At 68.4% G+C, this 24,400-nt stretch carries 2 protein-coding genes; both read left to right on the top strand.

The window, feature by feature from the left end; translation table 11 throughout:
- Window positions 1-340 precede the first annotated feature (340 nt).
- Window positions 341-14,071 carry a hypothetical protein gene (locus ACEN9F_RS17575; RefSeq protein WP_413421728.1) on the top strand — a complete coding sequence of 4,577 codons (13,731 nt, stop codon included), beginning with the start codon at window positions 341-343 and terminating at the stop codon, window positions 14,069-14,071.
- 437 nt (window positions 14,072-14,508) lie between these two features.
- Window positions 14,509-24,387, top strand: a complete 9,879-nt coding sequence (locus ACEN9F_RS17570; RefSeq protein WP_413421726.1) for a beta strand repeat-containing protein — start codon at window positions 14,509-14,511, stop codon at window positions 24,385-24,387.
- The last annotated feature ends 13 nt before the right edge of the window (window positions 24,388-24,400 follow it).

Genomic DNA, 24,400 nt, shown 5'->3' with positions numbered 1-24,400 from the left:
ATTCCAGCAAAAGTGGTTGCGTAGGAGAGACATCGAGTCAAAAAAGTTCTTTTGGGAAATTAGGTCAGATATAATGAACGATCAAAAATCCCGGCCCAAGTCACGTCCGGGAGCTGTTACAAAGTGTTGCAGACGTTAATTTGTTGCTATAAAAATAGTTTACTTAATGGAAGCATGGTTCCCGTCGTTATATACACGGCGGACTGCATTTTTTCTGGCAGTGCGAACAATAATATTGCCATTTAAGTAAAAATCCAAACAGGGCTCGGGCGTCGGATCAGGCTGATAGCCGGGGTTGCTTTCTGAGCAAAATACTAGTTGTACCTCCAGGAGAAATAGAATGAGTTTCGCTACCGGCCTAACCACCGCGCAGATCGCGGGTTTGAGTACTGATCTGATTGTTTCGTTGACCACGGCCGATATCGCGGCATTCAACTCGGATCAGCTGGGGGCGTTCACCACCGGTCAAATTCCTGCATTTACAACCGCTCAGCTGGTTGGCGGCATCACCACCACCCAGGCTACCTTCCTGACTTCGCTGCAAGTGAGCGTGCTCGGTTCCAACCAGCTTGGCGCGCTGCAAACGGCCAGCTTCGGCGTGTTGAGCACCGCCGACATCGCGGCGCTGGCAACCGGCGCCATCGCCGGCATCACCACCGCCCAGATCAAGGCCCTGAGCACCAATCAAGTCGTGGCGCTGACCACCGGCCAGGCGGCGCAACTGAGCACCGCCCAGGTGGTGTCGTTGAGCACCACCTCGATCGCCGCGCTGGAAACGGCGGACCTGGCGGCGATCACCACCGCATCGATGGCGCAACTGAACAGCGCGCAAGTGTCGGCCCTGAGCACCGCGCAGATCAATTCCTTGTCGACCGCCGCCGTGGCCGCGCTGAGCACCGCCGGCATCGCCGCGCTGGACAGCGAACAGGCCATCGCCCTGACTTCGGCGGAAATCGCCAGCATGAGCACCGCGCAGATCGCCGCGCTGTCGACCAGCGCGCTGAGCGCCATTGAAACGGCCGACCTGGTCGGTCTGAGCACCAACGACGTGGTGGCCTTGCGCACCGCGCAGGTAGCGGCCCTGGCCACCGGCCAGGTCGCGACGCTGTCGACCAACCAGGTGAGCGCGCTGGGCACCGCCGCCATCGCCGCACTGAACTCCGCGCAAGTGGTCGCGCTGACCACCGCCCAGGCCAGCATCCTGAGCAGCGCGCAAGCCGCCGCCCTGACCACCAACGCCGTTGGCGCGCTGGAAACGGCCGACCTGGCCGCGCTGTCGACCGCCGCCATCGCCGCCCTGAGCGTGGCGCAAGTCAAGGCGCTGGACTCCGAACAAATCGTCGCCCTGACCACCGCCGCCGCCGCCACGCTGAGCACCGCGCAAGTGGCCGCGCTGTCGGCCAGCCTGGTCGCCGCGCTGGAAACGGCCGACCTGTCGGCCATCAAGACCGCCGCCATCGCCGTGCTGAGCACCGCGCAGGTCGCCGCGCTGACCACCGCCCAGATCAACTCGCTGCCGACCGCTTCGGTGGCCGCGCTGAGCACCGCCGGCGTGGCCGCGCTGGGCACCGACCAGGTCGTCGCATTGACCTCGGCCCAGTTCGCCAGCCTGAGCACCGCGCAGGTTGCCGCGCTGTCCGTCAACGGCGTCGCCGCCATCGAGACCGCCGACCTGGCGGGCCTGAGCACCAACGATATCGCCGCCCTGCGCACCAGCCAGGTCGCCGCGCTGACCACCGGCCAGATCGTCGCCCTGTCGACCGCCCAGCTCAGCGCCCTGAGCACCGCCGGCGTCGCTGCCCTGAGCACCAATCAAGTCGTCGCGCTGAGCACCGCGCAGGCGAGCACCCTGAGCGCCGCCCAAGCGGCCGCGCTGAGCACCAACGCCGTCGCCGCGCTGGAAACGGCCGACCTGGCCGCGCTGTCGACCGCCGCCATCGCCGCCCTGAGCGCTGCGCAAGTCAAGGCACTGGGCACCGACCAGATCGTCGCGCTGACCACCAACGACGCCGCCGCGCTGAGCACCGCGCAAGTGGCCGCGCTGTCCGCCAACGCGGTTGCCGCGCTGGAAACCGCCGACCTGTCGGCGATCAAGACCGCCGTCATCGCCGTCTTGTCGTCGGCGCAGGTCGCCGCGCTGACCACCGCCCAGATCAACTCGCTGGCCACGGCCTCGCTGGCCGCGCTGAGCACCGCTGGCATCGCCGCGCTGACCACCAACCAGGTCGTCGCGCTGACCTCGAACCAGATCGCCAGCCTGAGCACCGCGCAAGTCGCGGCGCTGACCAGCAACAGCATCGGCGCGATCGAGACCGCCGACCTGGCCGGCTTGAGCACCAACGACATCGCCGCGCTGCGCAGCGCGCAGTTGAACGGCCTGACCACCGGCCAGGTGGCCGCGCTGTCGACCAACCAGGTTGTGGCGCTGACCACGGCCGGCATCGCCGGCCTGGACACCGACCAGATCGCCGCGCTGACCACCGCCCAAGCGAGCGTGCTGAGCACCGCGCAAGTGGCCGCGCTGTCGACCAACGCGGTCGCCGCGCTGGAGACCGCCGACTTCGCCGCGCTGTCGACCAATGCGGTTGGCGCGCTGAGCGTCAACCAGGTCAAGGCCCTGACCACCAATCAAGTGGTGGCACTGACCACCGGTGAAGCCGCATCGCTGAGCACCGCGCAAGTGGCCGCGCTGTCGGCCACCGCCGTCGCCGCGCTGGAAACGGCCGACCTGTCCGCCATCAAGACCGCCGCCATCGCCGCGTTGTCGTCGGCGCAGGTCGCCGCACTGACCACCGCCCAGATCAACTCGCTGGCCACGGCCTCGCTGGCCGCGCTGAGCACCGCCGGCATCGCCGCGCTGACCACCGACCAGGTCGTCGCGCTGACCTCGAACCAGATCGCCAGCCTGAGCACCGCGCAAGTTTCCGCGCTGACCAGCAACAGCATCGGCGCGATTGAAACCGCCGACCTGGCCGGCTTGAGCACCAACGACATCGCCGCACTGCGCAGCGCCCAGCTGGTGGGCCTGACCACCGGCCAGGTCGCGACGCTGTCGACCAACCAGGTTGCCGCGCTGACCACGGCCGCCATCTCGGCGCTGAGCACCAACCAGATCGTCGCGCTGACCACCGCGCAGGCGAGCGTCCTGAGCACCGCGCAAGTCGTCGCACTGGGCACCAACGCGATCGCCGCGATCGAAACCGCCGACTTCGCCGCATTGTCGAGCAACGCGGTTGCCGCGCTGAGCGTCAACCAGGTCAAGGCCTTGACCACCAACCAGGTGGTGGCGCTGACCACCGCCGAAGCCGCCGCGCTGAGCACCGCGCAAGTGGCCGCTTTGTCGACCGATGCGGTCGCCGCGCTGGAAACGGCCGATCTGTCGGCGATCAAGACCGCCTCGATCGCCGCGCTGACCACCGCGCAAGTCGCCGCGCTGACCACCGCCCAGGTCAACAATCTGGCCACGGCCTCGCTGGCCGCGCTGAGCACCGCCGGCATCGCCGCGCTGACCACCAACCAGGTCGTCGCGCTGAGCTCGGCTCAGATCGCCAGCCTGAGCACCGCGCAAGTCGCGGCGCTGACCAGCAACAGCATCGGCGCGATCGAGACCGCCGACCTGGCCGGCCTGAGCACCAACGACATCGCCGCGCTGCGCAGCGCGCAGTTGAACGGCCTGACCACCGGCCAGGTGGCCGCGCTGTCGACCAACCAGGTTGTGGCGCTGACCACGGCCGGCATCGCCGGCCTGGACACCGACCAGATCGTCGCGCTGACCACCGCCCAAGCGAGCGTGCTGAGCACCGCGCAAGTGGCGGCCCTGAGCACGGGCGCGGTCGCCGCGCTGGAAACGGCCGACTTCGCCGCGCTGTCGACCAATGCGGTTGGCGCGCTGAGCGTCAACCAGGTCAAGGCCCTGACCACCAACCAGGTCGTGGCACTGACCACCGCCGAAGCCGCGTCGCTGAGCACCGCGCAAGTGGCCGCGCTGTCGGCCACCGCCGTCGCCGCGCTGGAAACGGCCGATCTGTCGGCCATCAAGACCGCCGCCATCGCCGCGTTGTCGTCGGCGCAGGTCGCCGCACTGACCACCGCCCAGATCAACTCGCTGGCCACGGCCTCGCTGGCCGCGCTGAGCACCGCCGGCATCGCCGCGCTGACCACCGACCAGGTCGTCGCGCTGACCTCGAACCAGATCGCCAGCCTGAGCACCGCGCAAGTTTCCGCGCTGACCAGCAACAGCATCGGCGCGATTGAAACCGCCGACCTGGCCGGCTTGAGCACCAACGACATCGCCGCACTGCGCAGCGCCCAGCTGGTGGGCCTGACTACCGGCCAGGTTGCCACGCTGTCGACCAACCAGGTTGCCGCGCTGACCACGGCCGCCATCTCGGCGCTGAGCACCAACCAGATCGTCGCGCTGACCACCGCGCAGGCGAGCGTACTGAGCACCGCGCAAGTCGTCGCGCTGGGCACCAACGCGATCGCCGCGATCGAAACCGCCGACTTCGCCGCATTGTCGAGCAACGCGGTCGCCGCGCTGAGCGTCAACCAGGTCAAGGCCCTGACCACCAACCAGGTGGTGGCGCTGACCACCGCCGAAGCCGCCGCGCTGAGCACCGCGCAAGTGGCCGCGTTGTCGACCGATGCGGTCGCCGCGCTGGAAACGGCCGACCTGTCGGCGATCAAGACCGCCTCGATCGCCGCGCTGACCACCGCGCAAGTCGCCGCGCTGAGCACCGCCCAGGTCAATAATCTGGCCACGGCCTCGCTGGCCGCGCTGAGCACCGCCGGCATCGCTTCGCTGACCACCAACCAGGTCGTCGCGCTGAGCTCGGCTCAGATCGCCAGCCTGAGCACCGCGCAGATTTCCGCGCTGACCAGCAACAGCATCGGCGCCATCGAAACCGCCGACCTGGCCGGCCTGAGCACCAACGACATCGCCGCGCTGCGCAGCGCGCAACTGGTGGGCCTGACCACCGGCCAGGTCGCCACGCTGTCGACCAACCAGGTTGCCGCGCTGACCACGGCCGCCGTCGCCGGCCTGACCACCAGCCAGATCGTCGCCCTGACCACCGCGCAAGCGAGTGTGTTGAGCACCGCGCAAGTGGCCGCCCTGAGCACGGGTGCGATTGCCGCGCTGGAAACGGCCGACTTCGCCGCGTTGTCGACCAACGCGGTTGGCGCGCTGAGCGTCAACCAGGTCAAGGCCCTGACCAGCGACCAGGTGGTTGCCCTGACCACCGCCGAAGCCGCCGCGCTGAGCACCGCGCAAGTGGCCGCGCTGTCGGTCACCGCCGTCGCCGCGCTGGAAACGGCCGACCTGTCGGCGATCAAGACCGTCGGCATCGCCGCACTGACCACCGCGCAGGTCGCCGCCCTGACCACCGCCCAGATCAACAATCTGGCGACGGCCTCGCTGGCCGCGCTGAGCACCGCCGGCATCGCCGCGCTGACCACCAACCAGGTTGTCGCACTGACCTCGGCGCAACTGTCCAGCATGGGCAGCGCGCAGATCGTCGCGCTGACTTCCGGCAGCATTGCCGCCATCGAGACCGCCGACCTGGTGGGCCTGAGCACCAACAACGTCGCCGCGCTGCGCAGCGCCCAGCTGGTGGGCCTGACCACCGGCCAAGTCGCCTCGCTGTCGACCGGCCAGGTTGCCGCGCTGACCACGGCCGGCATCTCGGCGCTGGGCACCGATCAGATCGTCGCGCTGACTACCGCGCAGGCGAGCGTGCTGAGCACCGCACAAGTGGCCGCGCTGTCGACCAACGCGATCGCCGCGCTGGAGACCGCCGACTTCGCCGCGCTGTCGACCAATGCGGTTGGCGCGCTGAGCGTCAATCAGGTCAAGGCCCTGACCACCAACCAGGTGGTGGCACTGACCACCGCCGAAGCCGCGTCGCTGAGCACCGCGCAAGTGGCCGCGCTGTCGGCCACCGCCGTCGCCGCGCTGGAAACGGCCGACCTGTCGGCGATCAAGACCGTCGCCATCGCCGCACTGACCAGTGCGCAAGTGGCGGCACTGACCACCGTCCAGATCAACACTCTGGCCACGGCCTCGCTGGCCGCGCTGAGCACCGCCGGCATCGCCGCGTTGAGCACAGACCAGGTCGTCGCGCTGACCTCGAGCCAGATCGCTAGCCTGAGCACCGCGCAAGTCTCCGCGCTGAGCAGCAACAGCATCGGCGCCATCGAGACCGCCGACCTGGCCGGCTTGAGCACCAACGACATCGCGGCGCTGCGCAGCGCCCAGCTGGTGGGCCTGACCACCGGCCAGGTCGCCACGCTGTCGACCAACCAGGTTGCCGCGCTGACCACGGCCGCCATCTCGGCGCTGAGCACCAACCAGATCGTCGCGCTGACCACCGCGCAGGCGAGCGTACTGAGCACTGCGCAAGTCGTCGCGCTGGGCACCAACGCGATCGCCGCGATTGAAACCGCCGACTTCGCCGCATTGTCGAGCAACGCGGTCGCCGCGCTGAGCGTCAACCAGGTCAAGGCCTTGACCACCAATCAGGTGGTGGCGCTGACCACCGCCGAAGCCGCCGCGCTGAGCACCGCGCAAGTGGCCGCGCTGTCGACCGACGCGGTCGCCGCGCTGGAAACGGCCGACCTGTCGGCGATCAAGTCCGCTTCGATCGCCGCGCTGACCACCGCCCAGGTTGCCGCGCTGAGCACGCTGCAGATCAACACCTTGGCGACGGCCTCGCTGGCCGCGCTGAGCACCGCCGGCATCGCTTCGCTGACCACCAACCAGATCGTGGCGCTGACCTCGGCGCAACTGTCCAGCATGGCCAGCGCGCAGATCACCGCGCTGTCGAGCAACAGCATCGGCGCCATCGAGACCGCCGACCTGGTGGGCCTGAGCACCGCCAACGTCGCCCTGCTGCGCAGCGCGCAGCTGGCCGGCCTGAGCACCGGCCAGGTCGCCTCGCTGTCGACCGGCCAGGTCGCCGCGCTGTCGACCGCCGGCATCTCGGCGCTGGGCACCGATCAGATCGTCGCGCTGACCACCGCGCAGGCCAGTGTGCTGAGCACCGCACAAGTGGCGGCGCTGTCGACCAACGCGATCGCCGCGCTGGAAACCGCCGACTTCGCCGCGCTGTCGAGCAACGCGGTTGCTTCGCTGAGCGTCAACCAGGTCAAGGCGCTGACCACCAACCAGGTCGTGGCGCTGACCACCGCTGAAGCTGCCGCGCTGAGCACCGCGCAAGTGGCCGCACTGTCGACCAACGCCATTGCCGCGCTGGAAACGGCCGACCTGTCGGCGATCAAGACCGCTTCGATCGCCGCGCTGACCACCGCGCAAGTCGCCGCGCTGAGCACCGCCCAGATCAATAATCTGGCCACGGCCTCGATCGCCGCGCTGAGCACCGCCGGCATCGCTTCGCTGACCACCGCCCAGATCGTCGCGCTGACCTCGGCGCAACTGTCCAGCATGGCCAGTGCCCAGATCGTCGCACTGTCGAGCGGCAGCATCGGCGCCATCGAGACCGCCGACCTGGTAGGTTTGAGCACCGCCAACGTCGCCCTGCTGCGTAGCGCGCAGCTGGCCGGCCTGAGCACCGGCCAGGTCGCCTCGCTGTCGACCGGCCAGGTCGCCGCGCTGTCGACCGCCGGCATCTCGGCGCTGGGCACCGACCAGATCGTCGCGCTGACCACCGCGCAAGCCAGTGTCCTGACCACCGCGCAAGTCGCGGCGCTGGGCACCAACGCGATCGCCGCGCTGGAAACCGCCGACTTCGCCGCGCTGTCGAGCAACGCCGTCGCCGGCCTGAGCGTCAACCAGGTCAAGGCCTTGACCACCAACCAGGTGGTGGCGCTGACCACCGCCGAAGCCGCCGCGCTGAGCACCGCGCAAGTGGCCGCGCTGTCGACCGACGCGGTCGCCGCGCTGGAAACGGCCGACCTGTCGGCGATCAAGTCCGCCTCGATCGCCGCGCTGACCACCGCGCAAGTCGCCGCGCTGAGCACGCTGCAGATCAACACCCTGGCCACGGCTTCGCTGGCCGCGCTGAGCACCGCCGGCATCGCTTCGCTGACCACCAACCAGATCGTGGCGCTGACCTCGGCGCAACTGTCCAGCATGGCCAGCGCGCAGATCACCGCGCTGTCGAGCAACAGCATCGGCGCCATCGAGACCGCCGACCTGGTGGGCCTGAGCACCGCCAACGTCGCCCTGCTGCGCAGCGCGCAACTGGCCGGCCTGAGCACCGGCCAGGTCGCCTCGCTGTCGACCGGCCAGGTCGCCGCGCTGTCGACCGCCGGCATCTCGGCGCTGGGCACCGACCAGATCGTCGCGCTGACCACCGCGCAGGCCAGTGTGCTGAGCACCGCACAAGTGGCCGCGCTGTCGACCAACGCGATCGCCGCGCTGGAAACCGCCGACTTCGCCGCGCTGTCGAGCAACGCGGTTGCTTCGCTGAGCGTCAACCAGGTCAAGGCCCTGACCACCAACCAGGTCGTGGCGCTGACCACCGCTGAAGCCGCCGCGCTGAGCACCGCGCAAGTGGCCGCACTGTCGACCAACGCCATTGCCGCGCTGGAAACGGCCGACCTGTCGGCGATCAAGACCGCTTCGATCGCCGCGCTGACCACCGCGCAAGTCGCCGCGCTGAGCACCGCCCAGATCAATAATCTGGCCACGGCCTCGATCGCCGCGCTGAGCACCGCCGGCATCGCTTCGCTGACCACCGCCCAGATCGTCGCGCTGACCTCGGCGCAACTGTCCAGCATGGCCAGTGCACAGATCGTCGCACTGTCGAGCGGCAGCATCGGCGCCATCGAGACCGCCGACCTGGTAGGTTTGAGCACCGCCAACGTCGCCCTGCTGCGTAGCGCGCAGCTGGCCGGCCTGAGCACCGGCCAGGTCGCCTCGCTGTCGACCGGCCAGGTCGCCGCGCTGTCGACCGCCGGCATCTCGGCGCTGGGCACCGACCAGATCGTCGCGCTGACCACCGCGCAAGCCAGTGTGCTGACCACCGCGCAAGTCGCGGCGCTGGGCACCAACGCGATCGCCGCGCTGGAAACCGCCGACTTCGCCGCGCTGTCGAGCAACGCCGTCGCCGGCCTGAGCGTCAATCAAGTGAAGGCGCTGACCACCAACCAGATCGTGGCCCTGACCACCGCCGAAGCCGCCGCGCTGAGCACCGCGCAAGTGGCCGCGCTGTCGACCGATGCGGTCGCCGCGCTGGAAACGGCCGACCTGTCGGCGATCAAGACCGCCTCGATCGCCGCGCTGACCACCGCCCAGGTTGCCGCACTGAGCACGCTGCAGGTCAACACCCTGGCCACGGCCCAGCTGGGTGCCCTGAGCACCGCCGGCATCGCCGCGCTGACCACCAACCAGATCGTCGCGCTGACCTCGGCGCAACTGGTGAGCATGACTTCGGCGCAGATCGTCGCGCTGTCGAGCAACAGCATCGGCGCGATTGAAACGGCCGACCTGGTGGGCCTGAGCACCAACGCCGTCGCCGCGCTGCGCAGCTCGCAACTGGTTGGCCTGAGCACCGGCCAGGTCGCTTCGCTGTCGACCGGCCAGGTCGCCGCGCTGTCGACCGCCGCCTTGTCGTCGCTGGGCACCAACCAGATCGTCGCGCTGACCACCGCGCAAGCCAGTGTGCTGACCACCGCACAAGTGGCTTCGCTGGGCACCAACGCGATCGCCGCGCTGGAAACCGCCGACTTCGCTGCGCTGTCGAGCAACGCTGTCGCCGGCCTGAGCGTCAACCAGGTGAAGGCGCTGACCACCAACCAGATCGTGGCCCTGACCACCGCCGAAGCCGCCGCGCTGACCACTGCACAAGTGGCCGCGCTGTCGACCGATGCGGTCGCCGCGCTGGAAACGGCCGACCTGTCGGCGATCAAGACCGCCTCGATCGCCGCGCTGACCACCGCCCAGGTTGCCGCACTGAGCACGCTGCAAGTCAACACCCTGGCCACGGCCCAGCTGGGTGCCCTGAGCACCGCCGGCATCGCCGCGCTGACCACCAACCAGATCGTCGCGCTGACCTCGGCGCAACTGGTGAGCATGACTTCGGCGCAGATCGTCGCGCTGTCGAGCAACAGCATCGGCGCGATTGAAACGGCCGACCTGGTGGGCCTGAGCACCAATGCCGTCGCCGCGCTGCGCAGCTCGCAGCTGGCCGGCCTGAGCACCGGCCAGGTCGCTTCGCTGTCGACCGGCCAGGTCGCCGCGCTGTCGACCGCCGCCTTGTCGTCGCTGGGCACCAACCAGATCGTTGCGCTGACCACCGCGCAAGCCAGTGTGCTGACCACCGCACAAGTGGCTTCGCTGGGCACCAACGCGATCGCCGCGCTGGAAACCGCCGACTTCGCCGCGCTGTCGAGCAACGCCGTCGCCGGCCTGAGTGTCAACCAGGTGAAAGCCTTGACCACCAACCAGGTGGTTGCGCTGACCACCGCCGAAGCCGCTGCGCTGACCACCGCACAAGTGGCCGCGCTGTCGACCGACGCGGTTGCCGCGCTGGAAACGGCCGACCTGTCGGCGATCAAGACCGCCTCGATCGCCGCGCTGACCACCGCCCAGGTCGCCGCCCTGAGCACGCTGCAGGTCAACACCCTGGCCACGGCGCAACTGGGTGCCCTGAGCACCGCCGGCATCGCCGCGCTGACCACCAACCAGATCGTCGCGCTGACCTCGGCGCAACTGGTGAGCATGACCTCGGCGCAGATCGTCGCGCTGTCGAGCAACAGCATCGGCGCGATCGAGACCGCCGACCTGGTGGGCCTGAGCACCAACGCCGTCGCCGCGCTGCGCAGCCAGCAGCTGGCCGGCCTGAGCACCGGCCAGGTCGCTTCGCTGAGCACCGGCCAGGTGGCCGCGCTGTCGACCGCCGGCATCGCGGCGCTGGGCACCGACCAGGTCGTCGCGCTGACCACCGCGCAAGCCAGTGTGCTGAGCACCGCACAAGTCGCGGCGCTGGGCACCAACGCGATCGCCGCGCTGGAAACCGCCGACTTCGCCGCGCTGTCGACCAACGCGGTTGCCGCGCTGAGCGTCAACCAGGTGAAAGCCTTGACCACCAACCAGGTGGTGGCGCTGACCACCGCCGAAGCCGCCGCGCTGAGCACCGCGCAAGTGGCCGCGTTGACCACCAACGCCATCGCGGCGCTGGAAACGGCCGACCTGTCGGCGTTCAAGGTTGCCTCGATCGCCGCGCTGACCACCGCGCAGGTCGCCGCACTGAGCACGCTGCAGATCAACACCCTGGCCACGGCCTCGCTGGCCGCGCTGAGCACCGCCGGCATCGCCGCGCTGAGCACCAACCAGGTTGTCGCGCTGACCTCGGCGCAACTGGCCAGCATGGGCACGTCGCAGATCGTCGCGCTGACCAGCAACAGCATCGGCGCGATTGAAACCGCCGATCTGGCCGGCCTGAGCACCAACAGCATCGCCGCCCTGCGCACCAGCCAGCTGACCGGCCTGGCGACCGACCAGATCGCGAATCTGTCGACCAACCAGGTGGCCGCGCTGAGCACCGCCGGCATCGCCGCGCTGAGCACCAGCCAGGTTGTCGCGCTGACCACCGCGCAAGCGAGCGCGCTGAGCACCGCACAAGTGGCGGCGCTGACCACCAACGGCATTGCCGCGCTGCAGACCGCCGACTTCGCGGCCTTGTCGACCAATGCGGTCGCCGGCCTGAGCGTCAACCAGGTCAAGGCGTTGACCAGCGACCAGATCGTCGCCTTGACCACCGCCGAAGCGGCCGCGCTGAGCACCGCGCAGGCAGCCGCGCTGACCGTCGGTTCGGTGGCCGCGCTGGAAACGGCCGACCTCAACGCGTTCAAGACCGCCGCGATCGCCGCGTTGACCACCGCGCAGGTGGCCGCCCTCGGCACCGCCCAGGTCAACACGCTGGCCACCGCGTCGCTGGTCGCGCTGAGCACCGCCGGCATCGCCGCGCTGACCACCAACCAGGTTGTCGCGCTGACCTCGGCGCAGATCTCCAGCCTGAGCAGCGCGCAGCTGAACGCACTGACCAGCAACGGCATCGGCGCGATTGAAACCGCCGACCTGGCCGGCCTGAGCAGCGCCGACATCGGCACGCTGCGCACCAGCCAACTGGCCGGTCTGTCGACCGACCAGGTGGCGGCGCTGTCGACCGCGCAAGTGGCCGGCATCAGCACCGCCGGCATCGCGGCGCTGAGCACCAACCAGATCGTCGCGCTGACCACCGCGCAAGCCAGCGCGCTGACCGCCGCCCAGGCCGCAGCGCTGACCAGCAACGGCGTCGCCGCGCTGGAAACGGCCGACCTCGCCGCATTGTCGACCGCCGCCATCGCCGCGCTGAGCGTGACGCAAGTCAAGGCGCTGAGCACTAACCAGGTGGTGGCGCTGACCACCGCCGAAGCGGCTGCGCTGAGCACCGCGCAGGTTGTGGCGCTGACCGTCAACGCGGTGGCCGCGCTGGAAACGGCCGACCTGGCGGCGATCAAGACGGCCGCGGTTGCCGTACTGACCACCGCCCAGATCGCCGCGCTGACGACGGCGCAAGTCAACACGCTGGCGACCGCCACCGTGGCCGCGCTGAGCACCGGCAGCATCGCCGCGCTGAGCACCGACCAGGTGGTGGCGCTGACCTCCGGCCAGATCGGTACGCTGAGCACGACGCAAGTCGTGGCGCTGACCACCAACAGCATCGGCGCGATCCAGACCGCCGACCTGGCTGGCCTGAGCACCAACGACGTCGCGGCGCTGCGCACCAGCCAACTGGCCGGCCTGGCCACCAACCAGCTGGTCTCGCTGTCGACCAGCCAGATCGCCGCGCTGGGCACGGCGGCCTTCGCGGTCGGCCTGAGCACCAGCCAGATCGGCGCCCTGACCACCGCGCAGGCGGTGTCGCTGAGCACCACGCAAGTGGCGGCGCTGTCGACCCGCAACCTGGTGGCCTTGTCGACCGCCGCCGTGGCCGCCCTGACCACCCAGGAAGTGGCTGCGCTGAGCACCGCTCAGGTGGCCTCGCTGACCTCCGACCAGGCGGTGGCGCTGACCTCGGCCCAGGTGGCGTCGCTGAGCACCGCCCAGGTGGCCAATCTGTCGACCACCGCGATCGCCGCGCTGGATACGGCCGACCTGGTGGCGTTGGGCACCAACGCGATCGCCGCGCTGACCACCAAGCAGATCCGCAGCCTGACCACGGCCGAGGTCGTATCCATGACGACCAACCAGATCCACGCGCTGAGCACGGTCCAGTTCCACGCCATGACCTCGGCGCAATCGTCGGTCATGACCGTGGCGCAGATCAACGCGCTGAAGTCGCTGACCCCGATCGTGCTGGACCTGAACGGCGACGGTGTCCAGACCGTGGGCCTGGGCAACGGCGTGCAGTTCGACCTGGCCGCCACCGGCACCAAGGTCAACACCGGCTGGATCGCCGGCGGCGACGGCTTGCTGGCACTGGACCGCAACCATGACGGCGTGATCAACGACGGCAGCGAACTGTTCGGTTCGGGCACGACGCTGGCCAACGGCCAGAAAGCCGGCACCGGTTACGAGGCGATGGCTGAGCTGGACACCAACGGCGACGGCACCATCGACGCCAAGGACGGCGCCTTTGCCGACCTGCGTGTCTGGGTCGACGGCAATGCCGACGGCGTCAGCCAGGCCGACGAGCTGAAGTCGCTCGACCAGCTGGGTATCACCAAGCTGAACCTGGACGTGAAGAAAGATGTCACGGTCAACAACGGCAACGTCATCGGCCTGACCTCGACCTTCGAGACGGCCGACGGCGCCACCCACGCCGCCGCCGACGTCTGGTTCGCGGTCTCGCCGGTCAACAACCTGAGCAGCAATGTCAGCGGCCTGGCCCAGGCGCTGTCCTCGTTCTCCGGCGACAGCACGACGACGGCCGCGCCTAAGCTCGATATCCCGGGCAACGGCACGACCGGCGGCGCGGCCCAGTTGGCCGACGCGCTCAAGCAGTACGGCGCCGATGGCAAACCGGTGCTGGGCGGCGAGAGCATGACGTCCAGCGACAGCGCCCTGCGTCTCAAGGCATTGCAGTCGGGCACCTCGCACGGCTTCCTGGCTGTACCAAGTAAGTAAGCCGTCACTTCGGCCGCAAGCGGCGGCGGAGCGTAATCGCTCCGCCGCCCGCTGCAAAAGATTGCAACTAAGCAAATATGGCCCGCTTTTTGCATTGCTTGAAATAAACAAAAAGACTTAATGCAGTTAGGAAAAAAGTCGCTTTGTACGTATAGGCCCGCTAGCCCCTCCAAATTTCGCCCCTGATTAACTGAAACTATGTGCATGTCGGACGCCATTGGAATGTTAACCAGAGGAAAAAATCATGACTGGCGGATCCTAAAGTTGCCCTGAATATTGACGTTAAGAACTAAAGCGCGTGGCTTCGTCGTTCCTCGTGCCAATAATTCCGCAAGAAATACCGAAACAACCAATTCAAGCTGGAGCCGCAGGGAACAATCCCGCTGGCTCCAACACCTGTCTGTCTAGAACTGTGTAGTGCCCCAAGGAGAATGGAAATGAGCCTGATTACAAGCATGAGTACCGACCAGATTGCCGCGCTGACCACTGCGACCATTGCCGGTCTCGCGACTGCGGATCTCGTTGCACTCAATTCCGCTCAAACGCGGGCGCTCACCACCGACCAGGTGTCCGTGCTGACCACCGTCCATATCGGCGCGCTGACCACCAAACAGCTGACCAACGGCTTGACCACCGACCAGGTGGTCGCGCTGTCGGCCAACCAGGTGGGCGTGTTCAATTCCGCCCAACTGAACGCGCTGGCCACGGCGTCGATCGCCGCCATCGAGACCGGCGACTTCGCCGCCTTGAAGACCGCCGCCATCGCCGGCCTCGCCACCGCGCAATTGGCCGCGCTGACCACCGACCAGATCGTCGCGCTGACGACCGCGCAAACCGCGGCACTGAGCAGCGGCCAGATCGCCGGCCTCAGCACCAAAGACCTGGTCGCCATTGAAACCGGCGACTTTGTCGCATTGAAAACGTCCGCGATCGGCGCCCTGAGCACCGCCCAGTTGGCGTCGCTGAGCACCGACCAGATCAGCGTGATGACCACCGGCCAGGTGGCGTCCCTGAGCACCAGCGCGTTGGCCAGCGGCTTGACGACCGACCAGGTTGTCGCCATGACCTCGAACCAGCTGGGTACCCTGAGCACCGCGCAATTCAGCGTGCTGGGCACCGCCGCCGTCGCCGCCATCGAGACCGCCGACATCGTCGGCCTGAAAACCAGCATCATCGCCGCGCTGAAAACCTCGCAGCTGGCAGCCCTGACCACCGACCAGCTGTCGAACCTGACCACCAACCAGGTCACCGCGCTGACCACCGGCAGCATCGCCGCACTGAGCACCGACCAGGTGGTGTCGCTGTCGGCTACCCAGGCCGCCGCCCTGAGCTCGGCCCAAGTCGCCGCCCTGAGCACCAGCGCCGTCGCCGCGCTGGAAACGGCCGATATCGCCGCGCTGAAATCGGCCGCCATCGCCGCCCTGACCACCAACCAGGCCAAGGCCCTGACCACCGATCAAATGGTGGCCCTGTCGTCGGCCCAGGTCGGCGCCCTGAGCAGCCAGCAAGTGGCCGCCCTGAGCAGCGCCGCCGTCGCCGCGATTGAAACGGCCGACATCGGCGCGCTGAAGACCGCCGCCATCGCCGCCCTGACCACCCAGCAAACCGCCGCGCTGGGCACCGACCAGATTTCCGTGCTGAGCACCGCGCAAGTGGCCGCGCTGAGCACCGCCAACCTGGCCTCGGGCCTGACCACCGACCAGGTCGTCGCCATGACCTCGAACCAGCTGGGCGCCCTGAGCACCGGCCAGTTCGCCGCGCTGGGCACCGCCGCCGTGGCCGCGATCGAGACCGCCGACATCATCGGCCTGAAAACCAGCATCATCGCCGCGCTGAAAACCTCGCAACTGGTAGCGCTGACCACCGACCAGCTGTCGAGCCTGAGCACCGGCCAGGTCACCGCGCTGACCACCGGCAGCATCGCCGCGCTGACCACCGACCAGGTCGTCGCACTGTCGTCGAACCAGATCGGCGTACTGAGCAGCGCCCAGATCGCCGCCTTCAGCACCAACGACATCGCCGCGATTGAAACGGCCGACATCGGCGCGCTGAAATCGGCCGCCATCGCCGGCCTGAGCACCAACCAGACCAAGGCCCTGACCACCGACCAGGTCGTTGCCCTGTCGTCGAACCAGATCGGCGCCCTGAGCAGCCAGCAAGTCGCAGGCCTGAGCAGCGGCGCGATCGCCGCCATCGAGACCGCCGACATCGGCGCCTTGAAAACCGCCGCCATCGCCGCCCTGACCACCCAGCAGACCGCCGCGCTGGGCACCGACCAGATCACCGCGCTGAGCACCGCGCAAGTGGCTGCGCTGAGCACCGCCAACCTGGCCTCGGGCTTGACCACCGACCAGGTCGTCGCCATGACCTCGAACCAGCTGGGCGCCCTGAGCACCGGCCAGTTTGCCGCACTGGGCACCGCCGCCGTGGCCGCCATCGAGACGGCCGACATCGTCGGTCTGAAAACCAGCATCATCGCCGCGCTGAAAACCTCGCAGCTGGCAGCGCTGACCACCGACCAGCTGTCGAGCCTGAGCACCGCCCAGGTGTCGGCCCTGACCACCGGCAGCATCGCCGCACTGACCACCGACCAGGTCGTCGCTCTGTCGTCTAACCAGTTCGGCGCACTGAGCAGCGCCCAGATCGCCGCCTTCAGCACCAACGACATCGCCGCGATTGAAACGGCCGACATCGGCGCGCTGAAATCGGCATCGATCGCCTCCCTGACCACCAACCAGACCAAGGCCCTGACCACCGACCAGGTGGTGGCCCTGTCGTCGGCACAGATCGGCGCCCTGAGCAGCCAGCAAGTGGCCGCCCTGAGCAGCGCCGCCGTCGCCGCGATTGAAACGGCCGACATCGGCGCGCTGAAGACCTCGGTCATCGCCGCCCTGACCACCGCGCAAACCGCCGCGCTGACCACCGACCAGATCTCGGTACTGACCACCGCGCAAGTGTCGGCCTTCAGCACCGCCGACCTGGCCTCGGGCCTGACCACCGACCAGGTCGTCGCCATGACCTCGAACCAGCTGGGCGCCCTGAGCACCGGCCAGTTCGCCGCACTGGGCACCGCCGCTGTCGCCGCCATCGAGACGGCCGACATCGTTGGTCTGAAAACCAGCATCATCGCCGCGCTGAAAACCTCGCAACTGGCAGCGCTGACCACCGACCAGCTGTCGAGCCTGAGCACCGCCCAGGTGTCGGCCCTGACCACCGGCAGCATCGCCGCGCTGACCACCGACCAGGTCGTCGCACTGTCGTCGAACCAGTTCGGCGCACTGAGCAGCGCCCAGATCGCCGCCTTCAGCACCAACGATATCGCCGCGATTGAAACGGCCGACATCGGTTCGCTGAAATCGTCCGCCATCGCCGCGCTGACCACCAACCAGACCAAGGCCCTGACCACCGACCAAGTCGTTGCCCTGTCGTCGAACCAGATCGGCGCCCTGAGCAGCCAGCAAGTGGCCGCCCTGAGCAGCGCCGCTGTTGCCGCGATTGAAACGGCCGACATCGGCGCGCTGAAGACCTCGGTCATCGCTGCCCTGACCACCGCGCAAACCGCCGCGCTGACCACCGACCAGATCTCGGTACTGACCACCGCGCAAGTGTCGGCCTTCAGCACCGCCGACCTGGCCTCCGGCCTGACCACCGACCAGGTCGTCGCGATGACGTCGAACCAGCTGGGCGCCCTGAGCACCGCGCAATTCAACGCGCTGGGCACCGCCGCCGTGGCCGCCATCGAGACGGCCGACATCGTCGGCCTGAAAACCAGCATCATCGCCGCGCTGAAAACCTCGCAACTGGCAGCGCTGACCACCGACCAGCTGTCGAGCCTGAGCACCGCCCAGGTATCGGCCCTGACCACCGGCAGCATCGCCGCGCTGACCACCGACCAAGTCGTCGCACTGTCGTCGAACCAGTTCGGCGCACTGAGCAGCGCCCAGATCGCCGCCTTCAGCACCAACGATATCGCCGCGATTGAAACGGCCGACATCGGTTCGCTGAAATCGTCCGCCATCGCCGCGCTGACCACCAACCAGACCAAGGCCCTGACCACCGACCAAGTCGTTGCCCTGTCGTCGAACCAGATCGGCGCCCTGAGCAGCCAGCAAGTGGCCGCCCTGAGCAGCGCCGCCGTCGCCGCGATTGAAACGGCCGACATCGGCGCGCTGAAGACCTCGGTCATCGCCGCGCTGACCACCGCGCAAACCGCCGCGCTGACCACCGACCAGATCTCGGTACTGACCACCGCGCAAGTGTCGGCCTTCAGCACCGCCGACCTGGCTTCCGGCCTGACCACCGACCAGGTCGTCGCCATGACGTCGAACCAGCTGGGCGCCCTGAGCACCGGCCAATTCGCCGCACTGGGCACCGCCGCCGTCGCCGCCATCGAGACGGCCGACATCGTCGGCCTGAAAACCAGCATCATCGCCGCGCTGAAAACCTCGCAACTGGCAGCGCTGACCACCGACCAGCTGTCGAACCTGACCACGGCGCAAGTCTCGGCCCTGACCACCGGCAGCATCGCCGCGCTGACCACCGACCAGGTCGTCGCATTGTCGTCGAACCAGTTCGGCGCGCTGAGCAGCGCCCAGATCGCCGCCTTCAGCACCAACGACATCGCCGCGATTGAAACGGCCGACATCGGTTCGCTGAAATCGTCCGCCATCGCCGCGCTGACCACCAACCAGACCAAGGCCCTGACCACGGATCAAGTGGTGGCCCTGTCGTCGAACCAGATCGGCGCCCTGAGCAGCCAACAAGTGGCCGCACTGAGCAGCGCCGCCGTCGCCGCGATTGAAACGGCCGACATCGGCGCGCTGAAGACCTCGGTCATCGCCGCCCTGACCACCGCGCAAACCGCCGCGCTGACCACCGACCAGATCTCGGTACTGACCACCGCGCAAGTGTCGGCCTTCAGCACCGCCGACCTGGCTTCGGGCCTGACCACCGACCAGGTCGTCGCCATGACGTCGAATCAGCTGGGTGCCCTGAGCACCGCGCAATTCAGCGCGCTGGGCACCGCCGCCGTGGCCGCCATCGAGACCGCCGACATCGTCGGCCTGAAAACCAGCATCATCGGTTCGCTGAAAACCTCGCAACTGGCAGCCCTGACCACCGACCAGCTGTCGAACCTGACCACGTCGCAAGTCTCGGCCCTGACCACCGGCAGCATCGCCGCGCTGACCACCGACCAGGTCGTCGCACTGTCGTCGAACCAGTTCGGCGCGCTGAGCAGCTCGCAGATCGCCGCCTTCAGCACCAATGACATCGCCGCGATTGAAACGGCCGACATCGGCGCGCTGAAATCGGCATCGATCGCCGCCCTGACCACCAACCAGACCAAGGCCCTGACCACGGACCAGGTGGTGGCCCTGTCGTCGAGCCAGATCGGCGCCCTGAGCAGCCAGCAAGTGGCCGCCCTGAGCAGCGCCGCCGTCGCCGCGATTGAAACGGCCGACATCGGCGCGCTGAAGACCTCGGTCATCGCCGCGCTGACCACCGCGCAAACCGCCGCGCTGACCACCGACCAGATCACCGCGCTGAATACCGCGCAAGTGTCGGCCTTCAGCACCGCCGACCTGGCCTCGGGCCTGACCACCGACCAGGTTGTCGCCATGAGCTCGAACCAGCTGGGCGCTCTGAGCACCGGCCAGTTCGCCGCGCTGGGCACCGCCGCCGTGGCCGCCATCGAGACCGCCGACATTGTCGGCCTGAAAACCAGCATCGTCGCCGCGCTGAAAACCTCGCAGCTGGCAGCGTTGACCACCGACCAGCTGTCCAACCTGACCACGGCGCAAGTCTCGGCCCTGACCACCGGCAGCATCGCCGCGCTGACCACCGATCAGGTCGTCGCCCTGTCGTCGAACCAGATCGGCGCGCTGAGCAGCTCGCAGCTCGCCGCCTTCAGCACCAACGATATCGCCGCGATTGAAACGGCCGACATCGGCGCGCTGAAATCGGCCGCCATCGCCGCCCTGAGCACCGCTCAGACCAAGGCGCTGACCACCGACCAGGTCGTCGCACTGAACAGCAACCAGATCGGTTCGCTGAGCAGCCAGCAGGTTGTCGCCCTGGGCAGCGCCGGCATCGCCGCGATCGAGACCGCCGACATCGGCGCCTTGAAAACCGCCGCCATCGCTGCCTTGACCACCAGCCAGACCGCCGCGCTGAGCACCGACCAGATCACCGCGCTGAGCACCGCGCAAGTGTCGGCGCTGAGCACCGCCGACCTGGCCTCGGGCCTGACCACCGACCAGGTTGTCGCCATGAGCTCGAACCAGTTGGGCGCCCTGAGCACCGGCCAGTTCGCCGCGCTGGGCACCGCCGCCGTGGCCGCCATCGAGACGGCCGACATCGTCGGTCTGAAAACCAGCATCATCGCCGCGCTGAAAACCTCGCAACTGGCAGCGTTGACCACCGACCAGCTGTCGAGCCTGAGCACCGCCCAGGTCTCGGCACTGACCACCGGCAGCATCGCCGCGCTGACCACCGACCAGGTCGTCGCACTGTCGTCGAACCAGCTGGGCGCGCTGAGCAGCTCGCAGATCGCCGCCTTCAGCACCAACGACATCGCCGCGATTGAAACGGCCGACATCGGCGCGCTGAAATCGTCCGCCATCGCCGCCCTGAGCACCAACCAGGCCAAGGCGCTGACCACCGACCAGATCGTCGCACTGAACAGCACCCAGGTCGGCTCGCTGAGCAGCCAGCAGGTCGTTGCCCTGGGCAGCGCCGGCATCGCCGCGATCGAGACCGCCGACATCGGCGCGCTGAAAACCACCGTCATCGCCGCGCTGACCACGCAGCAGACCGCCGCGCTGACCACCGACCAGATCACCGCGCTGAACACCGCGCAAGTGTCGGCACTCAGCACCGCCGACCTGGCTTCCGGCCTGACCACCGACCAGGTTGTCGCGCTGAGCTCGAACCAGCTGGGCGCCCTGAGCACCGCGCAATTCAACGCGCTGGGCACCGCCGCCGTGGCCGCGATCGAGACCGCCGATATCGTTGGCCTGAAAACCAGCATCATCGCTTCGCTCAAGACCGCGCAACTGGCGGCCCTGACCACCGACCAGCTGTCGAACCTGACCACCAACCAGGTCACCGCGCTGACCACCGGCAGCGTCGCCGCCCTGACCACCGACCAGGTGGTTGCCTTGACGGCCAACCAGGTAGGCGCGCTGAGCTCGGCTCAAGTGTCGGCCTTCAGCACCAACGCCATCGCCGCGATTGAAACGGCCGACGTCGGTTCGCTGAAAACCGCCGCCATCGCCGGCCTGACCACCAACCAGGCCAAGGCGCTGACCACCGACCAGGTTGTCGCACTGTCGTCGAACCAGATCGCATCGCTGAGCAGCCAGCAAGTCGCCGGCCTGAGCAGCGCCGCCATCGCCGCCATCGAGACCGCCGACATCGGCGCCTTGAAAACCGCCGCGATCGCCGCGCTGACCACGCAGCAGACCGCCGCGCTGACCACCGACCAGATCGCCGCGCTGAACACCGCGCAAGTGTCGGCCTTCAGCACCGCCGACCTGGCCTCGGGCCTGACCACCGACCAGGTCGTCGCGCTGTCGAGCAACCAGCTGGGCGCCCTGAGCACCGCGCAATTCAACGCGCTGGGCACCGCCGCCGTGGCCGCCATCGAGACGGCCGACATCGTCGGCCTGAAAACCAGCATCATCGGTTCGCTGCGTACCGCGCAACTGGTGGCGCTGACCACCGACCAGCTGTCGAGCCTGAGCACCGCCCAGGTCACCGCGCTGACCACCGGCAGCATCGCCGCGCTGACCACCGACCAGGTCGTCGCCCTGTCGTCGAACCAGATCGGCACGCTGAGCAGCGCCCAGATCGCCGCCTTCAGCACCAACGACATCGCCGCGATTGAAACGGCCGACGTCGGCGCGCTGAAATCGGCATCGATCGCCGCCTTGAGCACCGCCCAGGCCAAGGCGCTGACCACCGACCAGATCGTCGCCCTGAACAGCAGCCAGATCGGTTCGCTGAGCAGCCAGCAGGTCGTCGCCCTGGGCAGCGCTGGCATCGCCGCCATCGAGACCGCCGACATCGGCGCCTTGAAGACCTCGGTGATCGGCGCGCTGACCACCAGCCAGACCGCCGCGCTGGGCACCGACCAGATCACCGCGCTGAGCACCGCGCAAGTGGCGTCGCTGAGCACCGCCGACCTGGCCGCCGGCCTGACCACCGACCAGGTCGTCGCGCTGTCGAGCAACCAGCTGGGCGCCCTGAGCACCGCGCAATTCAACGCGCTGGGCACCGCCGCCGTGGCCGCCATCGAGACGGCCGACATCGCCGGCCTGAAAACCAGCATCATCGGTTCGCTGCGTACCGCGCAACTGGTGGCGCTGACCACCGACCAGCTGTCGAGCCTGAGCACCAACCAGGTGAGCGCGCTGACCACCGGCAGCGTCGCCGCGCTGACCACCGACCAGGTCGTCTCGCTGTCGTCCACCCAGGTAGGCACGCTGAGCTCGGCTCAAGTGTCGGCCTTCAGCACCAACGCCATCGCCGCGATTGAAACGGCCGACGTCGGCGCACTGAAGTCCGCCGCCATCGCCGGCCTGACCACGGCGCAGACCAACGCGCTGACCACCGACCAGGTCGTCGCCCTGTCGTCGAGCCAGATCTCATCCCTGAGCAGCACCCAGGTGGCGGGCCTGAGCACCGCCGCCATCGCCGCGATCGAAACGGCCGACATCGGCGCGCTGAAAACCGCCGCCATCGCCGTGCTGAAGACCGCGCAAATGGCGGCGCTGACCACCGACCAGATCACCGCGCTGAACACCGCGCAAGTGGCTTCGCTGAGCACCGCCGACCTGGCCTCCGGCCTGACCACCGACCAGGTCGTCGCGTTGTCGAGCAACCAGTTGGGCGCCCTGAGCACCGCGCAAGTGAACGCCTTCGGCACCGCCGCCATCGCGGCGATCGAGACGGCCGACATCGGCTCGCTGAAAACGGCGATCATCCAGTCGCTGCGCACCGCGCAACTGGCTGCGTTGACCACCGACCAGGTGTCCGTGCTGTCGACCAACCAGATCGCCGCCCTGACCACGGCCAGCCTGGCCAGCGCGCTGAGCACCGACCAGATCGTGGCGCTGACCACGGCCCAGGTTGGCGTGCTGAGCTCGTCGCAAGTGGCGGCGCTGTCCACCGCCTCGATCGCGGCGCTGGGCACCGAAGACATCACCGTGCTGAAGACCGCCGCCGTGGCCGCGCTGCAGACCGCGCAACTGGCCGCGCTGACCACCGACCAGGTGGTTGCCCTGTCCAGCTCGCAAGTCGGCACGCTGTCGAGCAGCCAGGTCAAGGCGCTGACGACCAACCAGCTGGTGGCCATCGAGACCGCCGACCTGGTGGGCCTGAAGACCGCCGCGATCGCCGCGCTGAGCACCTCGCAGCTGGGCAGCCTGACGACCGACCAGATCCATTCGCTGACCAGCTCGCAAGTCTGCGCGATCACCAGCGCCCAGGTGCCTGGCCTGACGACCGACCAGGTCGCCGCGCTGAACTCGCCACTGGGTACGCCGATCGTGCTGGACCTGAACGGCGACGGCATCAACACCCTGGGCCTGTCGGCTGGCGTCAACTTCGACCTGCTGGCTAACGGCAACAAGACCAACGTCGGCTGGGTGGGCGGCGGCGATGGCCTGCTGGCCCTGGACCGCAACGGCGACGGCGTGATCAACGACGGTAGCGAACTGTTCGGCTCGGGCACCACGCTGGCCAACGGCAGCAAGGCCACCCAAGGCTACGCCGCGCTTGCCGAGCTGGACACCAACGGCGACGGCGTCGTGGACGCGAAAGACAGCGCCTACGCCGACCTGCGCGTGTGGGTGGACGGCAACGCCGACGGCGTCAGCCAGTCGGACGAGCTGAAGTCGCTGGAAGCGCTGGGCATCACCAAGCTGAACCTCGATGCCAAGCAGAACGTCTCGCTGAACAACGGCAACTTCGTCGGTATCACCTCGACCTACGAGACCGCCGACGGCGCCAGCCACACCGCGGCCGACGTCTGGTTCGCGATGGGCAACACGGCGAGCAACCTGACCAGCTCGGTCAACAGCCTGTCGGCAGCGATGTCCAGCTTCGACGCCGCCGCGGCCGCCGCGGCCGCCAACGCGACCAAGCTGGAAATGCCTACCACCACCAGCACCGCGGTGGCGGCGATGGCCGATGCGATCAGCAGCTACGACAACAAGCTGACCGCGGTGACCAACTCGGCCGCCAGCGAAGACACGCTGCGCCTCAAAGCGCTGCAAGGCAACCAGAACCAGGGCATCCTGGCTGCAAGGTAAGCCGCGCTGAGCT

The organism is Duganella sp. CT11-25 (genome assembly GCF_047302815.1).
Lineage (GTDB): Bacteria > Pseudomonadota > Gammaproteobacteria > Burkholderiales > Burkholderiaceae_D > Rugamonas.
Note: the sequence above shows the minus strand (reverse complement) of the source record. Positions and strands in the feature narration are given on the sequence as shown.